Origin of the sequence: Novosphingobium beihaiense (genome assembly GCF_022832375.1) — a bacterium.
Taxonomy (GTDB): domain Bacteria; phylum Pseudomonadota; class Alphaproteobacteria; order Sphingomonadales; family Sphingomonadaceae; genus Novosphingobium; species Novosphingobium beihaiensis.
This window is the reverse complement of sequence record NZ_JALHLG010000040.1, coordinates 1-17,546: the sequence shown is the minus strand read 5'-3', so window position 1 is coordinate 17,546 and position 17,546 is coordinate 1. Positions and strand designations below refer to the sequence as shown.

General features: G+C 66.6%; 14 protein-coding genes. 7 read left to right on the top strand and 7 right to left on the bottom strand.

Annotated elements, in window-relative coordinates; all coding sequences use genetic code 11:
* The first annotated feature begins 10 nt into the window (after window positions 1-10).
* From MTR66_RS17550 to MTR66_RS17520, 7 genes are all read left to right on the top strand, one after another.
* Complete coding sequence (locus MTR66_RS17550; protein WP_243923424.1) at window positions 11-1,360, top strand: FAD-dependent oxidoreductase; 1,350 nt, start codon at window positions 11-13, stop codon at window positions 1,358-1,360.
* Window positions 1,361-1,367: 7 nt separating this feature from the next.
* Window positions 1,368-2,678: a polysaccharide pyruvyl transferase family protein gene (locus MTR66_RS17545; RefSeq protein ID WP_243923422.1), complete on the top strand. Its 1,311-nt coding sequence runs from the start codon at window positions 1,368-1,370 to the stop codon at window positions 2,676-2,678.
* Complete coding sequence (locus MTR66_RS17540; RefSeq protein WP_243923419.1) at window positions 2,675-4,402, top strand: hypothetical protein; 1,728 nt, start codon at window positions 2,675-2,677, stop codon at window positions 4,400-4,402. The genes MTR66_RS17545 and MTR66_RS17540 overlap by 4 nt, the downstream gene beginning before the upstream one ends.
* Window positions 4,403-4,495: 93 nt before the next feature.
* Window positions 4,496-7,096, top strand: a complete 2,601-nt coding sequence (locus tag MTR66_RS17535; RefSeq protein WP_243923417.1) for a S8 family serine peptidase — start codon at window positions 4,496-4,498, stop codon at window positions 7,094-7,096.
* Window positions 7,097-7,449: 353 nt separating this feature from the next.
* Complete coding sequence (locus MTR66_RS17530; protein WP_243923415.1) at window positions 7,450-8,007, top strand: calcium-binding protein; 558 nt, start codon at window positions 7,450-7,452, stop codon at window positions 8,005-8,007.
* 272 nt (window positions 8,008-8,279) lie between these two features.
* Window positions 8,280-9,221: a sulfotransferase family protein gene (locus tag MTR66_RS17525; protein WP_243923414.1), complete on the top strand. Its 942-nt coding sequence runs from the start codon at window positions 8,280-8,282 to the stop codon at window positions 9,219-9,221.
* Window positions 9,222-9,251: 30 nt separating this feature from the next.
* Window positions 9,252-10,679, top strand: a complete 1,428-nt coding sequence (locus tag MTR66_RS17520; protein ID WP_243923412.1) for a hypothetical protein — start codon at window positions 9,252-9,254, stop codon at window positions 10,677-10,679.
* Between the two features lie 186 nt (window positions 10,680-10,865).
* Here MTR66_RS17520 and MTR66_RS17515 read toward each other — a convergent pair whose 3' ends face one another.
* From MTR66_RS17515 to MTR66_RS17485, 7 genes are all read right to left on the bottom strand, one after another.
* Complete coding sequence (locus MTR66_RS17515) at window positions 10,866-11,087, bottom strand: hypothetical protein (RefSeq protein WP_243923410.1); 222 nt, start codon at window positions 11,085-11,087, stop codon at window positions 10,866-10,868.
* Window positions 11,088-11,097: 10 nt separating this feature from the next.
* Entirely contained in the window at window positions 11,098-11,994 is an 897-nt protein-coding gene (locus tag MTR66_RS17510; protein ID WP_243923408.1) for a glycosyltransferase family 2 protein, read from the bottom strand.
* A gap of 3 nt (window positions 11,995-11,997) precedes the next feature.
* A complete protein-coding gene (locus MTR66_RS17505) occupies window positions 11,998-13,170 on the bottom strand; it encodes an acyltransferase family protein (protein ID WP_243923406.1) in 1,173 nt (390 codons plus the stop codon).
* Complete coding sequence (locus MTR66_RS17500) at window positions 13,167-14,450, bottom strand: glycosyltransferase family 4 protein (RefSeq protein ID WP_243923404.1); 1,284 nt, start codon at window positions 14,448-14,450, stop codon at window positions 13,167-13,169. The genes MTR66_RS17505 and MTR66_RS17500 overlap by 4 nt, the downstream gene beginning before the upstream one ends.
* 10 nt (window positions 14,451-14,460) lie before the next feature.
* Window positions 14,461-15,021, bottom strand: coding sequence for a polysaccharide biosynthesis/export family protein (locus MTR66_RS17495; protein ID WP_243923402.1), 561 nt, complete (start codon window positions 15,019-15,021; stop codon window positions 14,461-14,463).
* 40 nt (window positions 15,022-15,061) lie between these two features.
* A complete protein-coding gene (locus MTR66_RS17490) occupies window positions 15,062-16,195 on the bottom strand; it encodes a glycosyltransferase (protein WP_243923400.1) in 1,134 nt (377 codons plus the stop codon).
* The coding region (locus MTR66_RS17485; protein WP_243923398.1) for an AAA family ATPase at window positions 16,192-17,546 on the bottom strand (1,355 nt) is incomplete at its 5' end. The genes MTR66_RS17490 and MTR66_RS17485, both read right to left, overlap by 4 nt.

The following is a 17,546-nucleotide window of genomic DNA, read 5'->3' as shown; positions in this document are numbered from 1 at the left end:
CGGAGCGGGCATGCTTGATCCGGCGCCTTCCCGGCCAAACGGCCTTGTCGTTGTCCTGGGGGGCGGGATCGCCGGGCTGGCCGCGGCCAGCAGGCTGAGCCAGGCCGGCCTGCGCGTGCTGGTGATCGAGCGCGAGAGGCAAGGCGGCGGCCAGCACCGCGGCTGTGATATCGGGCCCTATACCTTCGATGCCGGATCGATCTTTTACGAACGCAGCGCCGCGCTGTTCGATCTGGCGCCGGGCTTGCGGGACTTGTGCCCTGCCGTCACGCGGGTCCAGCGCCGGATCACGCCCGGCGGCGCGATCCGGCACTATCCCTTCGATCCGCGCGAATTGCTGGCCCGGCGCGTTCCGGATCTGCTGCACGCGATGGCGGATCTGGCATGGTCACGGCTGACGGTGCGCCGGAACGGCACGCTGGATGCGATCTGCCGCCAGCGGCTGGGCCGTCACTTGTTCGAGAGCACGGGACTGGCTGCCTATATCGCCCGGTTTCACCATGAACCGCCCGGCAGCGTGGACGAATCCTTTTTCTTTCACCGCATGGCTTACGTGGCGCGGGCCACACAGCCTGCCGCGCTGGCGCGCATGGCCCTGCGCGCCGCGGCCGGGCAGCCTGCGGGAGCCCGCATCCGCCCGCCGCTCCATGTCCGGCCAAGAGAAGGCTTCGCGCCGCTTTTCGCGCGCATCACCGCGCATCTGGCCGGGCGCGGCGTCCAGTTCCGGTTCGGGGAAGAGCTGTTTGCCCTGCGGCGCGAAGGCCGCTTTTTCCTCCTGTGCACGACAGCAGGCACTTTCCACGCCGAAGCGGTGGTCAGCACGATCCCCCTCGACACGCTGCACAGGGCCCTGTTCGCCACCGGCAGCGGGCTGGTGTCGCTGGACATGACCGCCCTGTTCGTATCGGCGGCGCGGCTTTCCCCGCAACTGGGCAACGTGCTCTACAATTTTGACGGCAAGGGTCTGTGGAAACGGGCCACGATCTATTCGCGCATATATCCCCAGGAGCACGAAAGCCGCGAGTTCCTCACCGTCGAAGCCATGATCCCGCAAGACGCCAGCCCCGCCCCCGGTGCCGTTTTCGCAGACTTCCAGCGCCACATGGAAGGCCTGCGTCTGGCGGATGGCCTGGTGCTGGAAGGGCATGCCCATGCCGGGAATGCCTATCCCCTCTACACACCGGGATCGGGTGCCGTGACCGGACAGATCCTGCGCCGGATCGAACGGGCGGGGATCGTGCTCGCGGGCCGCCAGGGCCGTTTCGAATATCTGCCCACGTCCAGCAGCGTGATCCGGCGCGTGGCGGAAGAACTGGACAGTGCCCGCCTCCTGTCCGCCGTTTGCGGGCCAACAGCATGAGACAGCGATGAAATCTCTCTCTTCCAGCGAAACCAGCCCGGCGGCGGATGGCCGCGTCCTGTGGCATGCCTTTCCCGACGCCCTGTGGGGATCGCGCGAACAGCCCCGGCGCAGCGGCGCCCGGGTGCGCGTGTTCAATGTCAAATACAGCCCGAACCTGGGCGACGGGCTGCTCAGCGAATGCCTCGAACAGGCGCTGATCGACTGCGGAACCGCGCCCGGCACATGCTCGGTGGACCTTGCCGGGCGGACGGAGTTCGGAGCTGGGGCCGCGAACCGCGCGGCAACGATGCGCCTGCTCGATGCCTTCCCTCCGGCCCTGCGGCGGCTGGCGGTGCGCGCGCCGCTGGCGGTCCAGTCCCGCCGGGTCTGGCGGCCGCACTACCGGCGCGCGCTGGACAGTGCGGACTGCGTGGTGATCGGCGGCGGCAACCTGATCACCGATCTCGATCTCAACTTTCCCACCAAGATCGCCCTCGTCGTGGAAGAAGCCGCGCGGCGCGGCCTGCCGGTCTTCATCCATGGCTGCGGCGCCGCGGGAAACTGGAGCCCGCGCGGGCGGGCGCTGCTGGAAAAGACCCTGCGCCACGGCGCGATCCGGCGCGTCTTCGTCAGGGACGAGCGCTCACGGCAGGTCTGGAACGATCTGGCCGGGAACGCCTTTGGCCTCGAAGCCACGCTGGTGCGCGATCCCGGGCTGCTGGCCGCGCAGCGTTACCGTGTGCAGGGCCGCCGCCAGAACGATACAGAGGGCCCGCCGGTGATCGGCCTCAATGTGACCAGCCAGCTCGCCTTGCGCTATCACGCAGAGCACGCGCCTTCCCCGCAGGCGCTGGACGCATGGTACATCGGCCTGGCGCGCGCCCTGATCGCGCGGGGCAACCGGGTCATCGTCTTCACCAACGGCTCTCCTGAAGACCGCGCCTGCGCCCAGCGGCTGCAACCGGCATTCCGCGCGCTGGGCAGCGCCGTCAGCTTCGCCGCGCCCGGCACGCCGGAGCAACTGGTTCGCCTGATCGCCAGTCTGGACGCGCTGGCCGCGTTCCGCATGCATGCGGTGATCGCCGCCTATGCCTGCGGCGTGCCGTTTCTGGCGCTGGCGTGGGATCCGAAGCTGGATGCCTTCGTCCGTTCGGTTGACCGGGAGGACTGGCTGTGCCGCCCCGTCCGCACATCGGGCGAAGCAGCAGCGGTGCGGCTGCGCGAAGCCATTCGCCGCCCCGTCCCCGATGAGGAGCGCAACCGGATCGTGGCCGAAGCGCGCGCGGGCGTCGCCATGCTGCAGGACGAGATCGCCCGCGCGCTCCTGCCGTCATGACCGGGAAGCGCGGCATCGGAGGCTGGAGCTGGGGCTGGATCGCCGCCTATGCCGCCGTGGGCGCGATGGCCGGAGCCGCATCGCGCCTGATCGCGGCAGACGCACCGCCGCCTCCACCGATCCAGCTCGGGGCCTCCTCCAACTTTTCGCAAGGCTGGAACCCGCAGACGGCGCAAGCCGCGCTTGGTCTGCCGGTGCCGCGCCTGCGCGACAGCATCCGCTGGGCCAGCGTCGAAAAAACAGCCGGACACTACAGCTTCGACAGGCCAACCACCGCCTGGCCCGCCTATTTCGCCAACAGCAAGGTGCGGATCACGCTGACGCTCAACTGGGGCAATCCGCTCTACGACGGCGGCGAGACGCCGCACTCGCCCCGGGCGCTGGCGGCTTTCGGCCGGTTCGCCGCCGCCGCCGTGCAGCGCTATCCGCAGATCGACACGCTGGAAATCGGCAACGAAATCAATGGCGGCAACTTTGTCTCAGGGCCGGTGAAAGCGGCTGGGCTTGCCAAACGCGGGCCCTATCACCTCGCCATGGTGCGGGCCGCCGCGCAGGCCGTGCGCCGGGTGCGGCCGGACGTGCGGGTGCTGGGCGGCTCCACCCATTCGCTGCCCGCCGGTTTCCTGTGGCCCTTGCTCGACCTGCCCGGCGCCGGTGCGATAGAGGGGCTGGCGGTCCATCCCTACACCACGCCCATCGATCAGTTGCCCGCGCAGATCGGCCTGCTGCGCAGCCATGGCCCTGCCGCGCGCCTGCCGCTGCACATCACCGAGTTCGGCAGCCAGGATCCGCTCCGCGCCGCTGACGATCTGGTCCGCGCTTATGCCACCCTTGCCGCACTGGGCGCGGCCGAAATGGACTGGTATCCGCTCAACGAACGCGGTGACGGGCTGGTGCCGCTGGTCCGGCGCAACGGCACCCTGACCGGCGCGGGCCAGGCTTTCCGCTTCGTTCAGGACCGGCTGGCGGGACGGCGCGCACGCGATGCCAGCCCGGACCGGTTCACATTCGTGTACAAGTTCGGCCGCAGGATCGCCGTCGTCTGGGGCGCACAGCGCGCCGTCAGCATCGATCCCGCCACCGTCACGGCCTTCGATGCCACCGGCGCCCCGCTCGACCCCCACGGGCTGAGCTTGCGGGAAAACCGGGCGCTAGTGCTGATCGGGCGCAAGCCGCTGACGCAGGACGCGATCCGGCTAGGATGCAACCCGCTGGTGGCCGACAGCTTCTATCAGTTCGGCTATCCCGCTCCGGGGCAGTTGCGCGCGCCGGGTGACGGGTTCGACCGTTTCGCCAGTATCGCCAGGCACCCTGTTCCGTTCGAAGTCATGCCCGGCCAGCAACGGACGAGCGTTCCCTGGACGCCCTATCTGGGACGCAGCGGCACGCGCGCCCTGCGGCTCACGGCGGATACCGTACTGCCCGCCGTCACCGGGCCGGACAGCGCCGTGGTCCTGCGCCATACCGCGGCGCGCACCGCGCGGCTGCACATCGTGGCCGATTTCAAGGTATCCCCCAAAAGCACAGACGGCATTCTGGTGTCGCTCCTCCGCAACGGGCACACTATGCTGTCCCGCGCCGGAACCGCACCGGGCGGCATCGATCTGAAGCTGAACCTGCGCAAAGGCCAGACCGTGGCTTTCGCCATATCCCCCGGCGCCACTCCGCGTGGCGACACGACCCGTTACCGCATCCGGATCTTCGATGAAGGCCGGTGCCGATGACCGCCCTTCAACACTGTATGGCCGCCCGCAATTCCCTCCCGGCTCCGCCCGGTTCCGGTCCGGGAATGCGCGCCAGATACATGGAGGTGCGCGATGTGCTATGTCCAGACCACTCTTCCCGTCGACGGGACGATGCTGCCGGGGATCTATTTCTACAACGATACTTACGAGAAAAAGCAGTGGTATCTTGACGGCTCGGCGCTCTCCCCGCTGAGCATAGACGCTTTTCCGGTCTGGGCCGATTACACCGGCACGGGCGTGAAGATCGGTGTTATCGATTCCCAGATCGACTTCCGCCACACGGACCTGCAACAGGCCTACGATACCGCGCTGGACTACAATTTCGTGCTGGGCACCGGCGATGTCTCGATCGATGACGATAACGTGCCCTACTACCACGGCACCGCCGTTGCCGGGATCATCGCGGCAGAGGCCGGGAACGCTTACGGCATCGCCGGTATAGCCTCGGGCGCCACGCTGGTGGGCCTTGCGATCGACTACGAATCCAGCGAAGTGATCGGCCAGATTCTGGCTGCGCTGGAAGCCTCTGCCGAAACTGACGCAGTGAACAATTCCTGGAGTTTTTCCGCCCCGCTCGCGGATGATTTCAACCGCTATCCCGAACTGGGGGAAGCGCTGGAATATCCGGTAGTCAACGGGCGCGGCGGGCTTGGCACCACGGTCGTATTCGCAGCGGGCAACGCTTACTCCGAAGGCTCGTCCAACTACCACAATTTCCAGAACTCGCCCTATACCGTTGCCGTGGGCGCGGTGATGCCGGACGGCAACCCGGTGCCATGCACCAGCCTGGGCGCCAATGTTCTGATCTCCGCCGCTGGCTATGACGTGTACACTACCACGCTGAAAGGCCGCTTTGCCGCCTATGCAGGCACGTCCTTCGCCGCCCCTGCCGTCACGGCCGCCGCGGGCCTTGTGCTGCAGGCCAACCCGGAGCTGGGCTACCGCGATGTCCAGCAGATCCTGGCCTATTCGGCCCGGCGCGAAGGGCTGTCGGACGCGGCCAGTTTCGGGGACGGCTGGCGCACCAACGGCGCCGCCAATTTCAACGGTGGCGGCCTGCATTTCAGCGACACCTTCGGCTATGGCTTCCTCAACGTGCACGACGCCGTCCGGCTGGCGGAAACCTGGAGCGGGCAGCACACGTATGCCAATCTGGCCCGCATCACCCAATCGGTGCAGATCGACGGCGAGCTGGTGGCAGGTTCAGCCGACCATGTCTCGGCCCAGATCACACTGGACCAGGCGATTGCCATCGAGCACGTCCAGCTTTCGCTCGACCTGCGCTGGGTCAACACCGGCGATCTCGATATCTACCTGACGTCGCCCGATGGCACCGCGGTGCGCCTCGCCTATGACCTGCCTTATGACGAACGCGCCGGAAGAATGCGCGATTTCACCTTTTCCTCGGTCGCCTCGATGGGGGAGCAGTCCGCCGGAATCTGGACCATAGACGTCTACAACCGCAAACCGGATGCCACCGAAAAGGACGGCTCACCGATGACCGGCCTCCTGCAGGATGCGACCCTGACGGTGCTGGGCAGCGATGACGGCATGGCCGACGATACTTACATCTACACGGACGAGTTCGGCACGCTCTACAGCGCCGCAGCACTTGCCGCGCGCAGCGTGCTCGATGATACGGACGGCGGCAACGACACCATCAATGCCGCCGCCGTCACATCCGGTTCGGTGATCGATCTTTCCGGGGCATCGCCCAGCATGATCGCGGGCGTCACGCTCTCGATCACGCCGGGCACGATCGAAAACGCCTTCGGCGGCGATGGCGGCGACGCGCTGACCGGTTCCGTGCTGTCCAACCGGCTGAGCGGCGGGCGCGGCGATGACACGATCTATTTCAGCTTCGGAAACGACACGCTGGACGGCGGCGAGGGCAACGACAGCCTGGTGGTAAATGCCAGCTTCGGCAGCATCACCGGGGCTGTGAATACAGGCGGCGAGGTGGCGATTTCCCTCCGGACGGGCGAGGTTTCGACCGTATCGCATATCGAAACGTTCATCTTTTCCGATGCGGTCTACACGCACGAAGAGATGCTGGCACTGCTGGCTTCAGGCGGCCCGCCGGACAATGCGATCTCCGGCACGGACGCGGACGATACCATCAAGGGCACCGCCGGGGCCGACCTGATCGAGGGGCTCGGCGGAGACGACCGCATGTCCGGCTATGACGGCGATGACGTCCTCAATGGCGGCAGCGGCAGCGACCGCCTGTCCGGCGGCGCCGGGCACGACACTCTGGATGGCGCCGCCGGAGACGACACGCTCTTCGGCGAGGCGGGGGACGACGAACTCTACGGGCTTGCCGGGGCCGATCTTATCAAGGGCGGGGCCGGGAACGACTGGATCGAAGGCGGTGCCGGACGCGACCGGCTCTATGGCGATGGCGGCGCGGATACGTTCGTGATCGATGCCGCGGACCTCGGCACGCTGGACATCATCTACGATTTCAGCGTGGCCGAAGGCGACCGCATCCTGATCACCGGCGCCAGCGGCAGCGCGGCTTTCAGCTTCGTGCCGCACGGCAGCAGCACCTATCTGGAAATGCACGCCGGTGGCGAGACGATCAATGCCGTCCGGATCAAGGGCGACGGTATCGAGGATCTGGGCACCAGCCTGACCATGAGCACGGTGGACGAAGGTATTCTCTGGGCCTGAAAGCCCGCACTCCGTGCCGCGCCGCCACAAGACGAGTCCATTTCGAACCAGACCGGACCCCGCCCCTTCCAAGCCCTTACATCTCAATCAAAATCCGCAATCGATTAAATAATAAAACATATGTAGATAACAATACCTACATTTACTCCAATACAGACGATATTAAATGGAACAAAATTGATATTGAACATTGGTGATGTTGCCAAAGCTTCAAAACACTCCCTATAAAAACGGTATCTCGAACAGAAATGCTCTTGCCGATAAAACGAACAGGGTGGCCGGCACCTTGTGTTCGAGAGGATTACTGGAAATCTGCCCTTCAAAACGGCACAGCAGACTGAAAGGAACCTCTAATGCCAGTGATTGGCCCAGATCCGACCGGCACGATCGTCAACGGCTCTTCCGACAGCGATGTCATTGATTCCGGCGGCGGCAACGATGCCGTTCACGCCTACGAAGGCGACGACACCGTATATGGCGGCGCCAACCGCGATCACCTCTACGGCGAAGACGGGAACGACTTCCTCGACGGCGAAGGTGAAAACGACAAGCTCTACGGCGGCGCCGGTGACGACACCCTCGTCGGCGGCGGCCAGAACGACCGTCTCTATGGCGGCGACGGGGACGACATCATCAATGGCGGCGACGACGACGACGTCCTGTTCGGTGACAACCCATCCGACGGGAACGACAACGAAGGCGGGCACGATATCTTCCTGTTCGACGGAGACGACGGGAACGACAAGGTCTTCGATTTCGAACACGGGATCGACAAGGTCCATCTCCTCGGCGACGACCTGTCCTATACGCTGGACTACACCAATTCCGGCAACACGGTGATGACCTGGGGCGCCACCACCGTCACCTTCTACGACGAAAAGCTCGACGCGTCGGACATTCTCGTGGTCTGACGAAACGCGGTCATTCCCGGGAACGGCAACGATGGGGCGCGGTCATGGCCGCGCCCCATTTGTCATGGGAAAGCGGGCTGGAGACAGGCAGTTTTCATCCGTTTTGGCGCACTGTCTCCGGTCAGGATTCCGGCTTCCGGGGCGCCTCGGCGGCGACCGCGCACTGCCGCCTCCATGAAACCCCGGTCATTCCCGAACATACTCGTTTTCCGCCCCCGGCCCCTTCCCGATAGGCTCCGGCGCAGGCCATTCCCCCATAGCGGAGGCGCGTTTTGAATTCCCACACGGCAAGTCACCGTGCAGACATCCCCGCCGTTTGCGAAACGGCGGGTGATCCCGGCACCGCCCCCAATCTCTTCATCATCGGCGCATCCAAAGCGGGATCGAGCGCGCTGCATGCCTATCTGGACGCCCACCCCGGCATCTGCATGAGTTCCGAGAAGGAACCTTGCTATTTCACCGATCAGGAAACCCTGCGTGCCGCCTGGCCGGTCATGGCCCGAACGCCCTGTTCGCATGACTGGCAGGCCTATCTCGCTCTCTGGCGCGGCGGAGAAAACGCACGGTATCGCGGTGAGGGCAGCGTCTATTATTCCCAGGCGCCGCACCGGGGCAACGCGGCCGCCCGTATCGCCAAGACCTGCCCCGGCGCGCGGATCATCTACACCGTGCGGGAACCGGTAACGCGCGCCATCGGGCACTATTGGCAGCGCTACAAGGAGTTCAAGGAACCGCTGCCGCTGGCGGAGGCCGTCCGCGAAAATCCGCTCTACCGGGACACCTCCGATTACGCCCTGCAACTGCAACCCTATCTCGATCACTTCGCGCCATCGCAGATCCATGTGATCGTGGCCGAGGAACTGCGCGCCCACCGCCGCGAAGTCATGGCCCGTTGCATCGCCTGGCTGGGGCTCGATCCGTTCGAATATGGCGAGGGCCAGCTTGCCGACCGGCACCGCTCTCCTCCGACCAGCCGCCAGCCCCGCTTCGCACGCGTCGAGCAGATACGGGATTCCGCCCTTTGGGCCATGGCACGCAGGCACCTTCCCGCGGGACTGATCGCGCGCCTGCGGCAGGCATCGACGCGCACGTTCGACAAGGCCGAAGTGGACGAAGGGCCCGCACGGGCCTGGCTGACAGACTATCTTGCCCCGCGCCGGACGGCTTTCGAGGCGCTGATCGGACGGTCCATCCCGGCCTGGGATAATGCCTGACCGGATAATGCCTGACCGGATAGCGGTGCGATGAATGCCGTCCCGATCGTGCTGTTCTGGGCGCTGGCCGTGTGGGGGCTGCTCAGCCGCAAGCCGGTGCTGCTCTATCTGTTCTTCGCCACGATGCCGGTGGGCGCCTTTGCCGTGATCCCCACGGCCCTGACCGGAGGGCTGACGTTCACCGCAACGCCCATCGTCTCGCTGCTGCTGATCGGCCGGACGTTCTTCGACCGCACCGGCCCCGCCGCCTTCCTGTCGCTGGCCGTACTGCCGGGGCGGCTGATGCTGCTGACGCTGTTCTGGCTCACCGCCGCGCTGTGCACGCTGTTCCTGCCGCGCCTGTTCGCCGGTTCGGTGATGATCGTGCCGATGCGCGGCATCGTGAGCGCCCCTTCCCCGCTCTTTCCCAGCACGCAGAACATATCGCAGTTCGCGTATCTCTCGATCTCGGTCTTTTCCGTCTTTGCCTTTGCCCGCATGCTGCAGCCCGCCGCGATGCGCCAGCACGCCTTGCGCGCGATGTGCCTGGGCGGGTTCGTGACTATTGCGACGGGGCTGCTCGACTATGCCAGCCAGTTCCTGCCGATCTCGCCCCTGCTGGAACCGTTCCGCACGGCCAGCTATTCGCTGCTCACCGATATCGAAGTGCTCGGCGGAAAGCGCGTGGTCGGCCTGATGCCCGAAGCCTCCGCCTTCGGCGCGCAATGCCTGGCTTTCCTGAGCGCCCTCTATTTCTACCGCCGGGCCATGGATTCCGACAGGCTGCGCGACATTCTGGTGCCGGCTGCCATCGGCCTGCTGGCGCTCTGCGCCTGGCTGTCGACATCCTCGGGCACGCTGGTGGGCGTGGCCCTGTTCGTCTGCGTCGCCGGGCTGGAATGGCTGGCCCGTATCAACACCCCGGAAGGCAAGGAGGCCGTATACCGGCGCGGGCTGGGCGGTGAAATGTCCGTCACGGTGCTGGCCGTAGCGGCCGTGGCTGTCATGACCATCCTGCAACCGCAAATCCTCGATCCCGTCTATGCGCTGGTGCAGCGCATGGTGCTGGAAAAGCAATCGTCGAGTTCGTTTACCGAGCGCGGCATGTGGCGCTCGACCGCGCTCGCCAGCCTGATCCACACCCACGGCTTTGGCGTGGGCCTGGGCAGCACGCGTTCGTCCAGCAGCGTGGTGGGCGTGTTCAGCAGCACGGGCGTGGCGGGCGGCGTGCTGTTCTATGCCTTTGTGCTGCAATGCATGCTGCGCCGGGTGCGCGGCGCCCCGGCGGAATCCCAGTTCATCCTCTCCGCTTTCCGCTTTTCCTACATTCCGCCTTTCGTGGTGTCGCTGATGGTGGGCGATGCGGACTTCGGCGGCATGGCAGCCTTCGGCTTCGGCATTGTCACCGCCGTCGCCATCGCCCAGCACCGCGAGACGGAACGGACAGCGCCGGCGTCCGGCTATCTGCTTCCGGCATAGCAGGGCCCGTGCGGGGTGGCGGCAATCCTCCCTGTTCCCGAAGGGGATGGGGAGGTGTCGCGCACGAAGTGCGTGACGGAAGGGTTTTCTCCCCCTCCACCACCCGCTTCGCGGGCGGTCCCCCTCCCCGTCGCTGCGCGACAGGGAGGATTGGCAACGGCAACTCGTCATCCGAAGCTGCCCCCCTCACTCTCCGGACAATTCCTTCTCGAACGCCTGGCGCCGCAGGCCGATCAGCCAGAACAGCCCGAACAGCAAGAGCCAGACCGGCCAGAAAAACCCGTCACGCAGATCGCGGCGCCAGCGCCCCGGCACGGGCACCGGCCCCTGAATGCCGGAAAACCACCATGCGGCGGTCAGCCAGCCGCCCAGATAGATCGCCGCGAAGACAAGAAAAGCATCCACCATCGCTACCCCATCACATGTCCAGAATCCGGCGCGGATCGACGCGGCCGCGCAGGCAGTCGATCACGGCCAGCATATTGCCCGCCAGCCGCCCGCGCCGGTCGATCGCCGGTTCGGGCCTCACGCTGCGCAGCACATTGACGAACAGGTTCTTCGTCACCAGCCGGTTGGCGAAATCGGGCCGCATCGTGCCCTTGCGCTTCAGATAGACGATGTTCGCCACTTGCGAATAGCCGAACCGGCGCCCCGATGTGCGCCCCCCGCTGAAGCCGAGATGCACCCCGGTAACGCGCGGCGAAGCGATCATCCGCCCCCGGCGCCCGAGCCGGTTGGTGTAATCGACATCCTCCTGCCAGCCATAGAGCGGCAGGTTCTCGTCAAAACGCAGGCCATGGGCGGCGGCGGCGCGGACCGCCATGTTGCATCCGTAGAGTTCATGACGCTCCGTCATCTCTGGCGGGAAACGGTGCGGGCGGCTGGCGATGATCTGTTGTGCCTGCTCGATGGAAAAGCCCCCGCACTGCACCCCGTCCGCCAGCAGATCGCCAGTGATGCCCACCAGATCCGGGTCCGCTGCGAACAGCGCCTCAACCTGGGCGAGGTAATCGGGCGCGGGAATGAAATCGTCGTCGAGAAAAACGATCACATCCGCCCGCCCCTCCAGCGCCGCGAGCGCATGGTTGCGCTGGCGGCACGATCCTTTTTCGGAAAACAGGATCTCCGGCGAACCGCGCGCCAGTTCCACGCCCGCCACGTCCTGCGGCGTGACGCTGGCGACGACGATGCCGTCCGCCGGGCGGGTCTGATCCGCCAGCATATCCACCGTGCAGCGCACCAGACCGGCGCGCCCCACCGTTGCGATGAGAACGAAAATCCGCGCCACGCCTTTGCTCTCCCGTAAGGCCGCCATGGCTCAAGCCTCCTGCAGCGCCGGTGCCCGGCGCTGGAACTGCTGTTTCAGGAACCTGGCCAGCGCCTTTTGCAGGCGGCGTTCGATACCAAGCGCGAACAGGCCCGCCAGCAGCGTGCACAAGGCGGCCGCCACGATCACCGCCGGCGCAGGCGAAAGCCCGCTGCGATAGGCCACGCCCAGCAGGAAACCGCCGGTGATCTGGTTGATCAGATAGAGCGGATACGTCAGCAGCCCCGCAACCGTGGCAAACCGCGCAAACCGGCCCCCCGCGCCCACCCGCCGCAAAACACAGGCACTCATCACCAGCGTCGCCGCGCCCCACAGGCCAACGGCGGCAAAAGGCGTCTGCCCGAACCCGGAAACGCCCAGGCTGGACCGGGCCGCGTAGAATGTAGCGATCAGGCCCGCCAGAAAGTTCACCGCGAACAGCGCCGCGTGCACCTGCGGATTGCGGCGCATGAACAGCTGGTAGAGCGATGCCCCGGCGGCGAAATAGCAATTCGTCGAAACCAGCGTGACGCGCAGCTTGTAGGATGATGCGGCCTGCGCAAGCCCGTGCCCCGCGTGGCCCAGCGCCCCGGCCTCACCGGCCAGCACCGCGCCCCAGAACAGCACGTTGAACGCGCTCACCGCCACCAGAACTGGCGTGATGCGCCGTATCATGTCCATCCGGATCAGCACCAGCACCGCCGCGTAGAACAGGGCTTCCGCCACCAGCGTCCAGACCGCCCCGTCCACCCAGGGCCCGGCCGGAAACAGCACCATCGAGCGCAGCACCCGCACGGACAGTTCGCCCGGCGCCAGCACGCCGCGCGCCAGCACGATCGCGGCGGACAGGAGCGTGAAAAACCACAGCCCAGGCGCAATGCGCGTCACCCGCCCGATCAGGAACGCGGAGGCGGACTTGTTCTCCGCCGACATCAGGATGACGAAGCCCGATATCACGAAGAATATCTGCACGCCGATCCAGCCGGTGCTGGCCCAGCCGATGGCACCAGGAAAGGCCGCCGGATCGCCCACCACGGCCCTGATCCCGTGCGAATCCGGCGATTCCGCCCAGGACAGGAACACCAGATGATAGAACATGACGGCCTGCGCCGCGAGCAGGCGCATCACATCGAGCGTCGAAACCTCGCGCGTTCTCGTCCCTGCGATAAGGCTTTCCCGTGTCATAGCGCCTCCCCGTGTCTGCCGGTCCCTGCCGGCGCGCAGGCCGAAACGACCGCGCGGTAATGCGCGGCGATCTCTCCGGCCCAGTTTTCCTCGCTGTTGCACAGCGTGCGGTACGATGCGCTTCCGGCCAGAGACATGGCCGCGACGCGCGCGTCATCCGCGTGCAGATCCGCCATCACTTGCGCGAAAGCGGCGATATCGGATGTGTCTGCGGATACGCCGAACCCGGCCTCTGCGATCTCCCCCGCCACCAGGGCCCGGTTGCTGACGATAGCCGGAACCCCAGACCCGATCGCTTCCAGCGCGACCAGCCCGAAAGGCTCCGCCCAGCGGCTGGGCATGACGGCAAGCCGCGCCTGCGACAGCGCTCGCGCCACGCCCGCCCGGTCCTGCCGCCCTAGGAAGAGCGCATCGGGGTTCAGCGCGCGGATACGCTCCACCTCGCTGCCATCGCCCACGAATGTGATGGGCACCCCCGCCATGGCGGCGGCCCGCGCAGCCAGATCGGCGCCCTTCTCCACCGAGATGCGGCCGATGAACACGATGCCCCGGTTCCGTTCCGCCCGCACCCGCTCCGCACAAGGCGCAACCACCGGGTTGCGCACGGCGAAGAGCTGCTCCGGCGCCCATTGCCCGGCGGCGAAAGGCCCGGCCTGGCCGGGATGGATCAGCAGCATCCGGCTGGCCTGCGCGACCCCGCCCGCAAGGCCGCGCCGCAGCCCCTCACGCCCTGCCCGCCAGATCTTCTGCGCATAGGAAGACTTGTCGCACTGGCTGCGCAGGCACGCGCGGGACAGCGGCTCCAGCGTGCAATCGCGCTCGCTGGCGTAATCGAAGAAAGCGCCGTTGGGGCAGCAGTTGAAATAGTCGTGCCCGTGCAGGATCAGCCGCTCCTGCACGGGGCGCAAGGCGCCGAACACGGACGGAGTAAGGATCTTGGACCAGCCGTGCAGATGATAGACCGTCCCCGGCGTGTCGTTGCGCCGGATCCAGTCGCGCACGGCCAGAAACCCGCGCGGATTGCACAGCCCCAGCGTCAGGGCGCCGGGCGCGGAGCGGGCCAGCAGCGGCTTTCCGTGCAGGGGGATGAACTCCACATCGCGCCGGTGGAAATTGGCGCCATCGTCCCCTGCAAAGAACGTCACCGGAATGCCGCGCGCACGCAACTGGGCGATCAGCACCTGAACCAGATAGGAGGCCCCGCCCAGCGCCTCGCTGAAATCGTGGAACAGCACGGCGCGTTCCAGGTGGCCGGGAAGCGGAAGGGGATCGTGCCGCACCGCCCGCGCCCTACAGATACCGGGGGCCGATGCGGACGGTATCGCCCGGCAGCACCGATGCCCCGCTTGTCAGCTGGTAGGCGGTTTCCGAGGCCTCTCCGGCATGGCGTATCCAGACCACATGATCATTCGCGCGATAGGTAAAACCGCCCGCCTTGGCGACCAGCGCATAGACCGACATGCCGCCCGCATAGGCATATTCGCCCGGCTTCTGCACTTCGCCCAGAATGTAGATCGGGCGGTAATGCACCACGTCGAGACTGATCCGCGCGTTGCGGACATAGTCCCGCCGCAGCAGCGCCGCCAGCTCTCCGCGAAGCTGCGCCAGCGTCTTGCCCGCCGCCGGGATGTCTCCGGCTTCGGGCAAGGCGATCATGCCCTGATCGTTGATGACATACTGGCCCGAAAACCCGGCTTCGCGAAAGACATCGAGTTGAAGCGTATCGCCCGGCGCAAGGCGGTATTCGACGCGGTCGACGCTCGGCAACGTGCGGGTCGCGGTGGCCGCGCACCCCGCCAGCATCGCGCATCCCGCCAGAGCCCCCGCCGCAATCATGGCCCGAAACTGCATGTGCCCTCCCTTCGAGAAGAAAAACGCCGCCCTCACCCGATCACGCCACTTGCCGGGCCGGATCGGGCCGGTACGCGCCCAACGCTTCGAGGAACCCGGCGGCGAAAGCCTCGCGCGAAAACCGCGCCGCATTCGCCACCGCGTCTCCCGGGCGGAACTGCGGCAGCCACCCTTCGAAACGGGTCAGCGCCTCGCACAGCGCGTCCGCCGTCTGCTCGCCGAAAAACAGGCCGGTTTTCCCGTCGACAATCGAATCGGTGACGCCGCCGCGCCCATAGGCGATCACCGGGCGGCCGCTGGCGTTGGCTTCCACCGGAACGATCCCGAAGTCCTCCTCCGGCGTAAAAACCAGCGCCTTGCACGTGGCATAGGCTGCTTTCAGTTGATCGAACGTCAGCCGTTTGCGCACTTCCACGTTCGGCCCGGCGCGGGCGCTGATCGCCTTGAACATTTCCCCGTCGCCCACCATCAGCGCAGGCACGCCCAGCCGGTTGAACGCCTCCAGCGCCACGTCGGCGCGCTTGTAAGGCGTCATCTGGCTGACCCAGAGATAGCGGTTGGTGATCGCGGCGGACGGCGCGAACTCGTCCACCGCCACGGGCGGATGCACGACCCGCGCCTCGCGCCCCCAGACCTTGCGGATACGGCGGGCGATGAAGCTGCTGTTGGCAACGATCCCGTCCACCCGGCTGGCCGAACTGACATCCCACTGCCGCAGCCGGTGAAACATCGCGGGCATCGCCATCCGGCTGAGCCCCCCGGCGGATGCCTTGTAGTCCGGATAATGGTCCCACAAGTAGCGCATGGGCGAATGGCAGTAGCAAAGGTGCAAGGCATCGGGCCGGGTGATCACACCCTTGGCCGGGCCGGATTCGCTGCTGATCACCAGATCGTAGGCGCGCAGGTCCAGCTCCTCCAGCGCCATCGGCATCAGCGGCAGATACTTCTGGTAGTGCTTGCGCGCACCGGGCAGGCGGCCCACGAACGTCTCACGCACATGGGCCGCCCGGATCTTCTCCGAAACCTTGCCCGGATCGTAGACATGGGTGAACACGTCGGCATCGGGAAACAGGTCCAGCAGCCCTTCCAGCACACGCTCGCCGCCGCGCATGGCAATCAGCCAGTAATGCACCAGCGCCACTTTGGCGGGGCGGAACGAGGAGCGCTGCGTCATGTGTAATACCCCTGGTATTTCTCGTAGAAGCTGGCCGCATCGTTCCCGCCGAAACGCACCTGCTTTTTCATGTCGACCTGATTGAGGACCACGCCCAGCGACCGGATCGTGCGCGGCGGCAACTGGCGCATCGCCGCTTTCACCACCCGGTCCAGCGTCTTGCGCCACGGCACAACGAGCACCGCGCTATCCGCCAGCGCAACGATCTCACGCGATTCCGCGATCGGCAGGATCGGCGGGCAATCGAGCAGGATGACATCGAAATCCTCCCGCAGCCGCGCGATCACCCGGTGCAGGCCGCCACGCTCGGTCAGCCGTTTGCCTTTGGCGAAAGGCCGGGTGATGGGGATCAGCCGCAGCGGCGAATCCGGCTCCTCGTAAGGAACGGCAAGCCCGGTTTCGGATTGCAGCGCCTCGTGCAGCCCGGGCTCGCCAGCGGCCAGACCGAACTCTCTGCTGAGGTGCGCGCGGATCACGTCGCAATCGACCGCGACGACACGTTCGCCCGCCATGGCCAGAGCCCGGCCCATGCAGGCCGTGATCGTGGTCTTGCCTTCCCCGGGCACGGCCGACGTGATCGCAACGACCTTGCCCCCCGCCGAAGCGGCATGCCGGATGGAAACGATCACGTTGCGCAGCGCCTCGGCAAAGGCGCCGTCCGGGTAGTCGCGAACGGTATCGAGCGGCGAAGCGCCATGCGGCTGTACCGTGCGATAGGCAGGCACGAAGCCCAGCCCGCGAATACCCAGGCGGCTTTCGGCATCCTCCAGCGTGGTGAGGCCGTGATAGGACAGCTCGGAGGCGATCGCCAGAAACCCGCCGAGCAGCAGCCCGGCCGCAGCCCCCAGCGCCAGATTAAGCGGCAGGTTCGGCGAGACCGGCAGCACCGGCACTCCGGCAGGCGAAATCAGCCGGGCGGCAGGCTGCTCCGCCCCGCTGCCCGCGACCACTTCGTTGTAGCGTTCGAGGTAGGACTGATAGAGCGTCTGCGCCGCATCCGCGCGTTTTTCCAGATCGGCCAGCGCCACCAGCGCGCTGTTATCCGTGCTGAGCTGGGCGCGCGTGCCGCTGCGGCTGGCCAGCAGCGAGGAGAGCCGCTGGGCGGACGCCTGCGCGCGGGTTTCCAGCGCGCGGACCGAACGGTTCACTTCGCCCGCGATCTGCCGGTCGATATCGGCGATCTGGCGGCGCACCGTCACCAGATCGGGATTGTTGTCGAAATAGCGCTGCGAAAGATCGCGCTCCTTGACGACCAGTTGCGCGCGCTGCCCGCGCAAGGCGGCAACCGCTTGCGACGCCGCCGCCTCGCCCACGCTGTCCGCCCCGCCCGAATGCAACTGCCCGCGCGCGC

What these genes read in the sequence shown, in the direction of transcription:
- MTR66_RS17490 (WP_243923400.1), bottom strand. Translation starts at nt 16,195, where the DNA reads ATGACGCAGCGCTCCTCGTTCCGCCCCGCCAAAGTGGCGCTGGTGCAT.
- MTR66_RS17545 (WP_243923422.1), top strand. Translation starts at nt 1,368, where the DNA reads ATGAAATCTCTCTCTTCCAGCGAAACCAGCCCGGCGGCGGATGGCCGC.
- MTR66_RS17520 (WP_243923412.1), top strand. Translation starts at nt 9,252, where the DNA reads ATGAATGCCGTCCCGATCGTGCTGTTCTGGGCGCTGGCCGTGTGGGGG.
- MTR66_RS17510 (WP_243923408.1), bottom strand. Translation starts at nt 11,994, where the DNA reads ATGGCGGCCTTACGGGAGAGCAAAGGCGTGGCGCGGATTTTCGTTCTC.
- MTR66_RS17505 (WP_243923406.1), bottom strand. Translation starts at nt 13,170, where the DNA reads ATGACACGGGAAAGCCTTATCGCAGGGACGAGAACGCGCGAGGTTTCG.
- MTR66_RS17495 (WP_243923402.1), bottom strand. Translation starts at nt 15,021, where the DNA reads ATGCAGTTTCGGGCCATGATTGCGGCGGGGGCTCTGGCGGGATGCGCG.
- MTR66_RS17550 (WP_243923424.1), top strand. Translation starts at nt 11, where the DNA reads ATGCTTGATCCGGCGCCTTCCCGGCCAAACGGCCTTGTCGTTGTCCTG.
- MTR66_RS17535 (WP_243923417.1), top strand. Translation starts at nt 4,496, where the DNA reads ATGTGCTATGTCCAGACCACTCTTCCCGTCGACGGGACGATGCTGCCG.
- MTR66_RS17515 (WP_243923410.1), bottom strand. Translation starts at nt 11,087, where the DNA reads ATGGTGGATGCTTTTCTTGTCTTCGCGGCGATCTATCTGGGCGGCTGG.
- MTR66_RS17540 (WP_243923419.1), top strand. Translation starts at nt 2,675, where the DNA reads ATGACCGGGAAGCGCGGCATCGGAGGCTGGAGCTGGGGCTGGATCGCC.
- MTR66_RS17530 (WP_243923415.1), top strand. Translation starts at nt 7,450, where the DNA reads ATGCCAGTGATTGGCCCAGATCCGACCGGCACGATCGTCAACGGCTCT.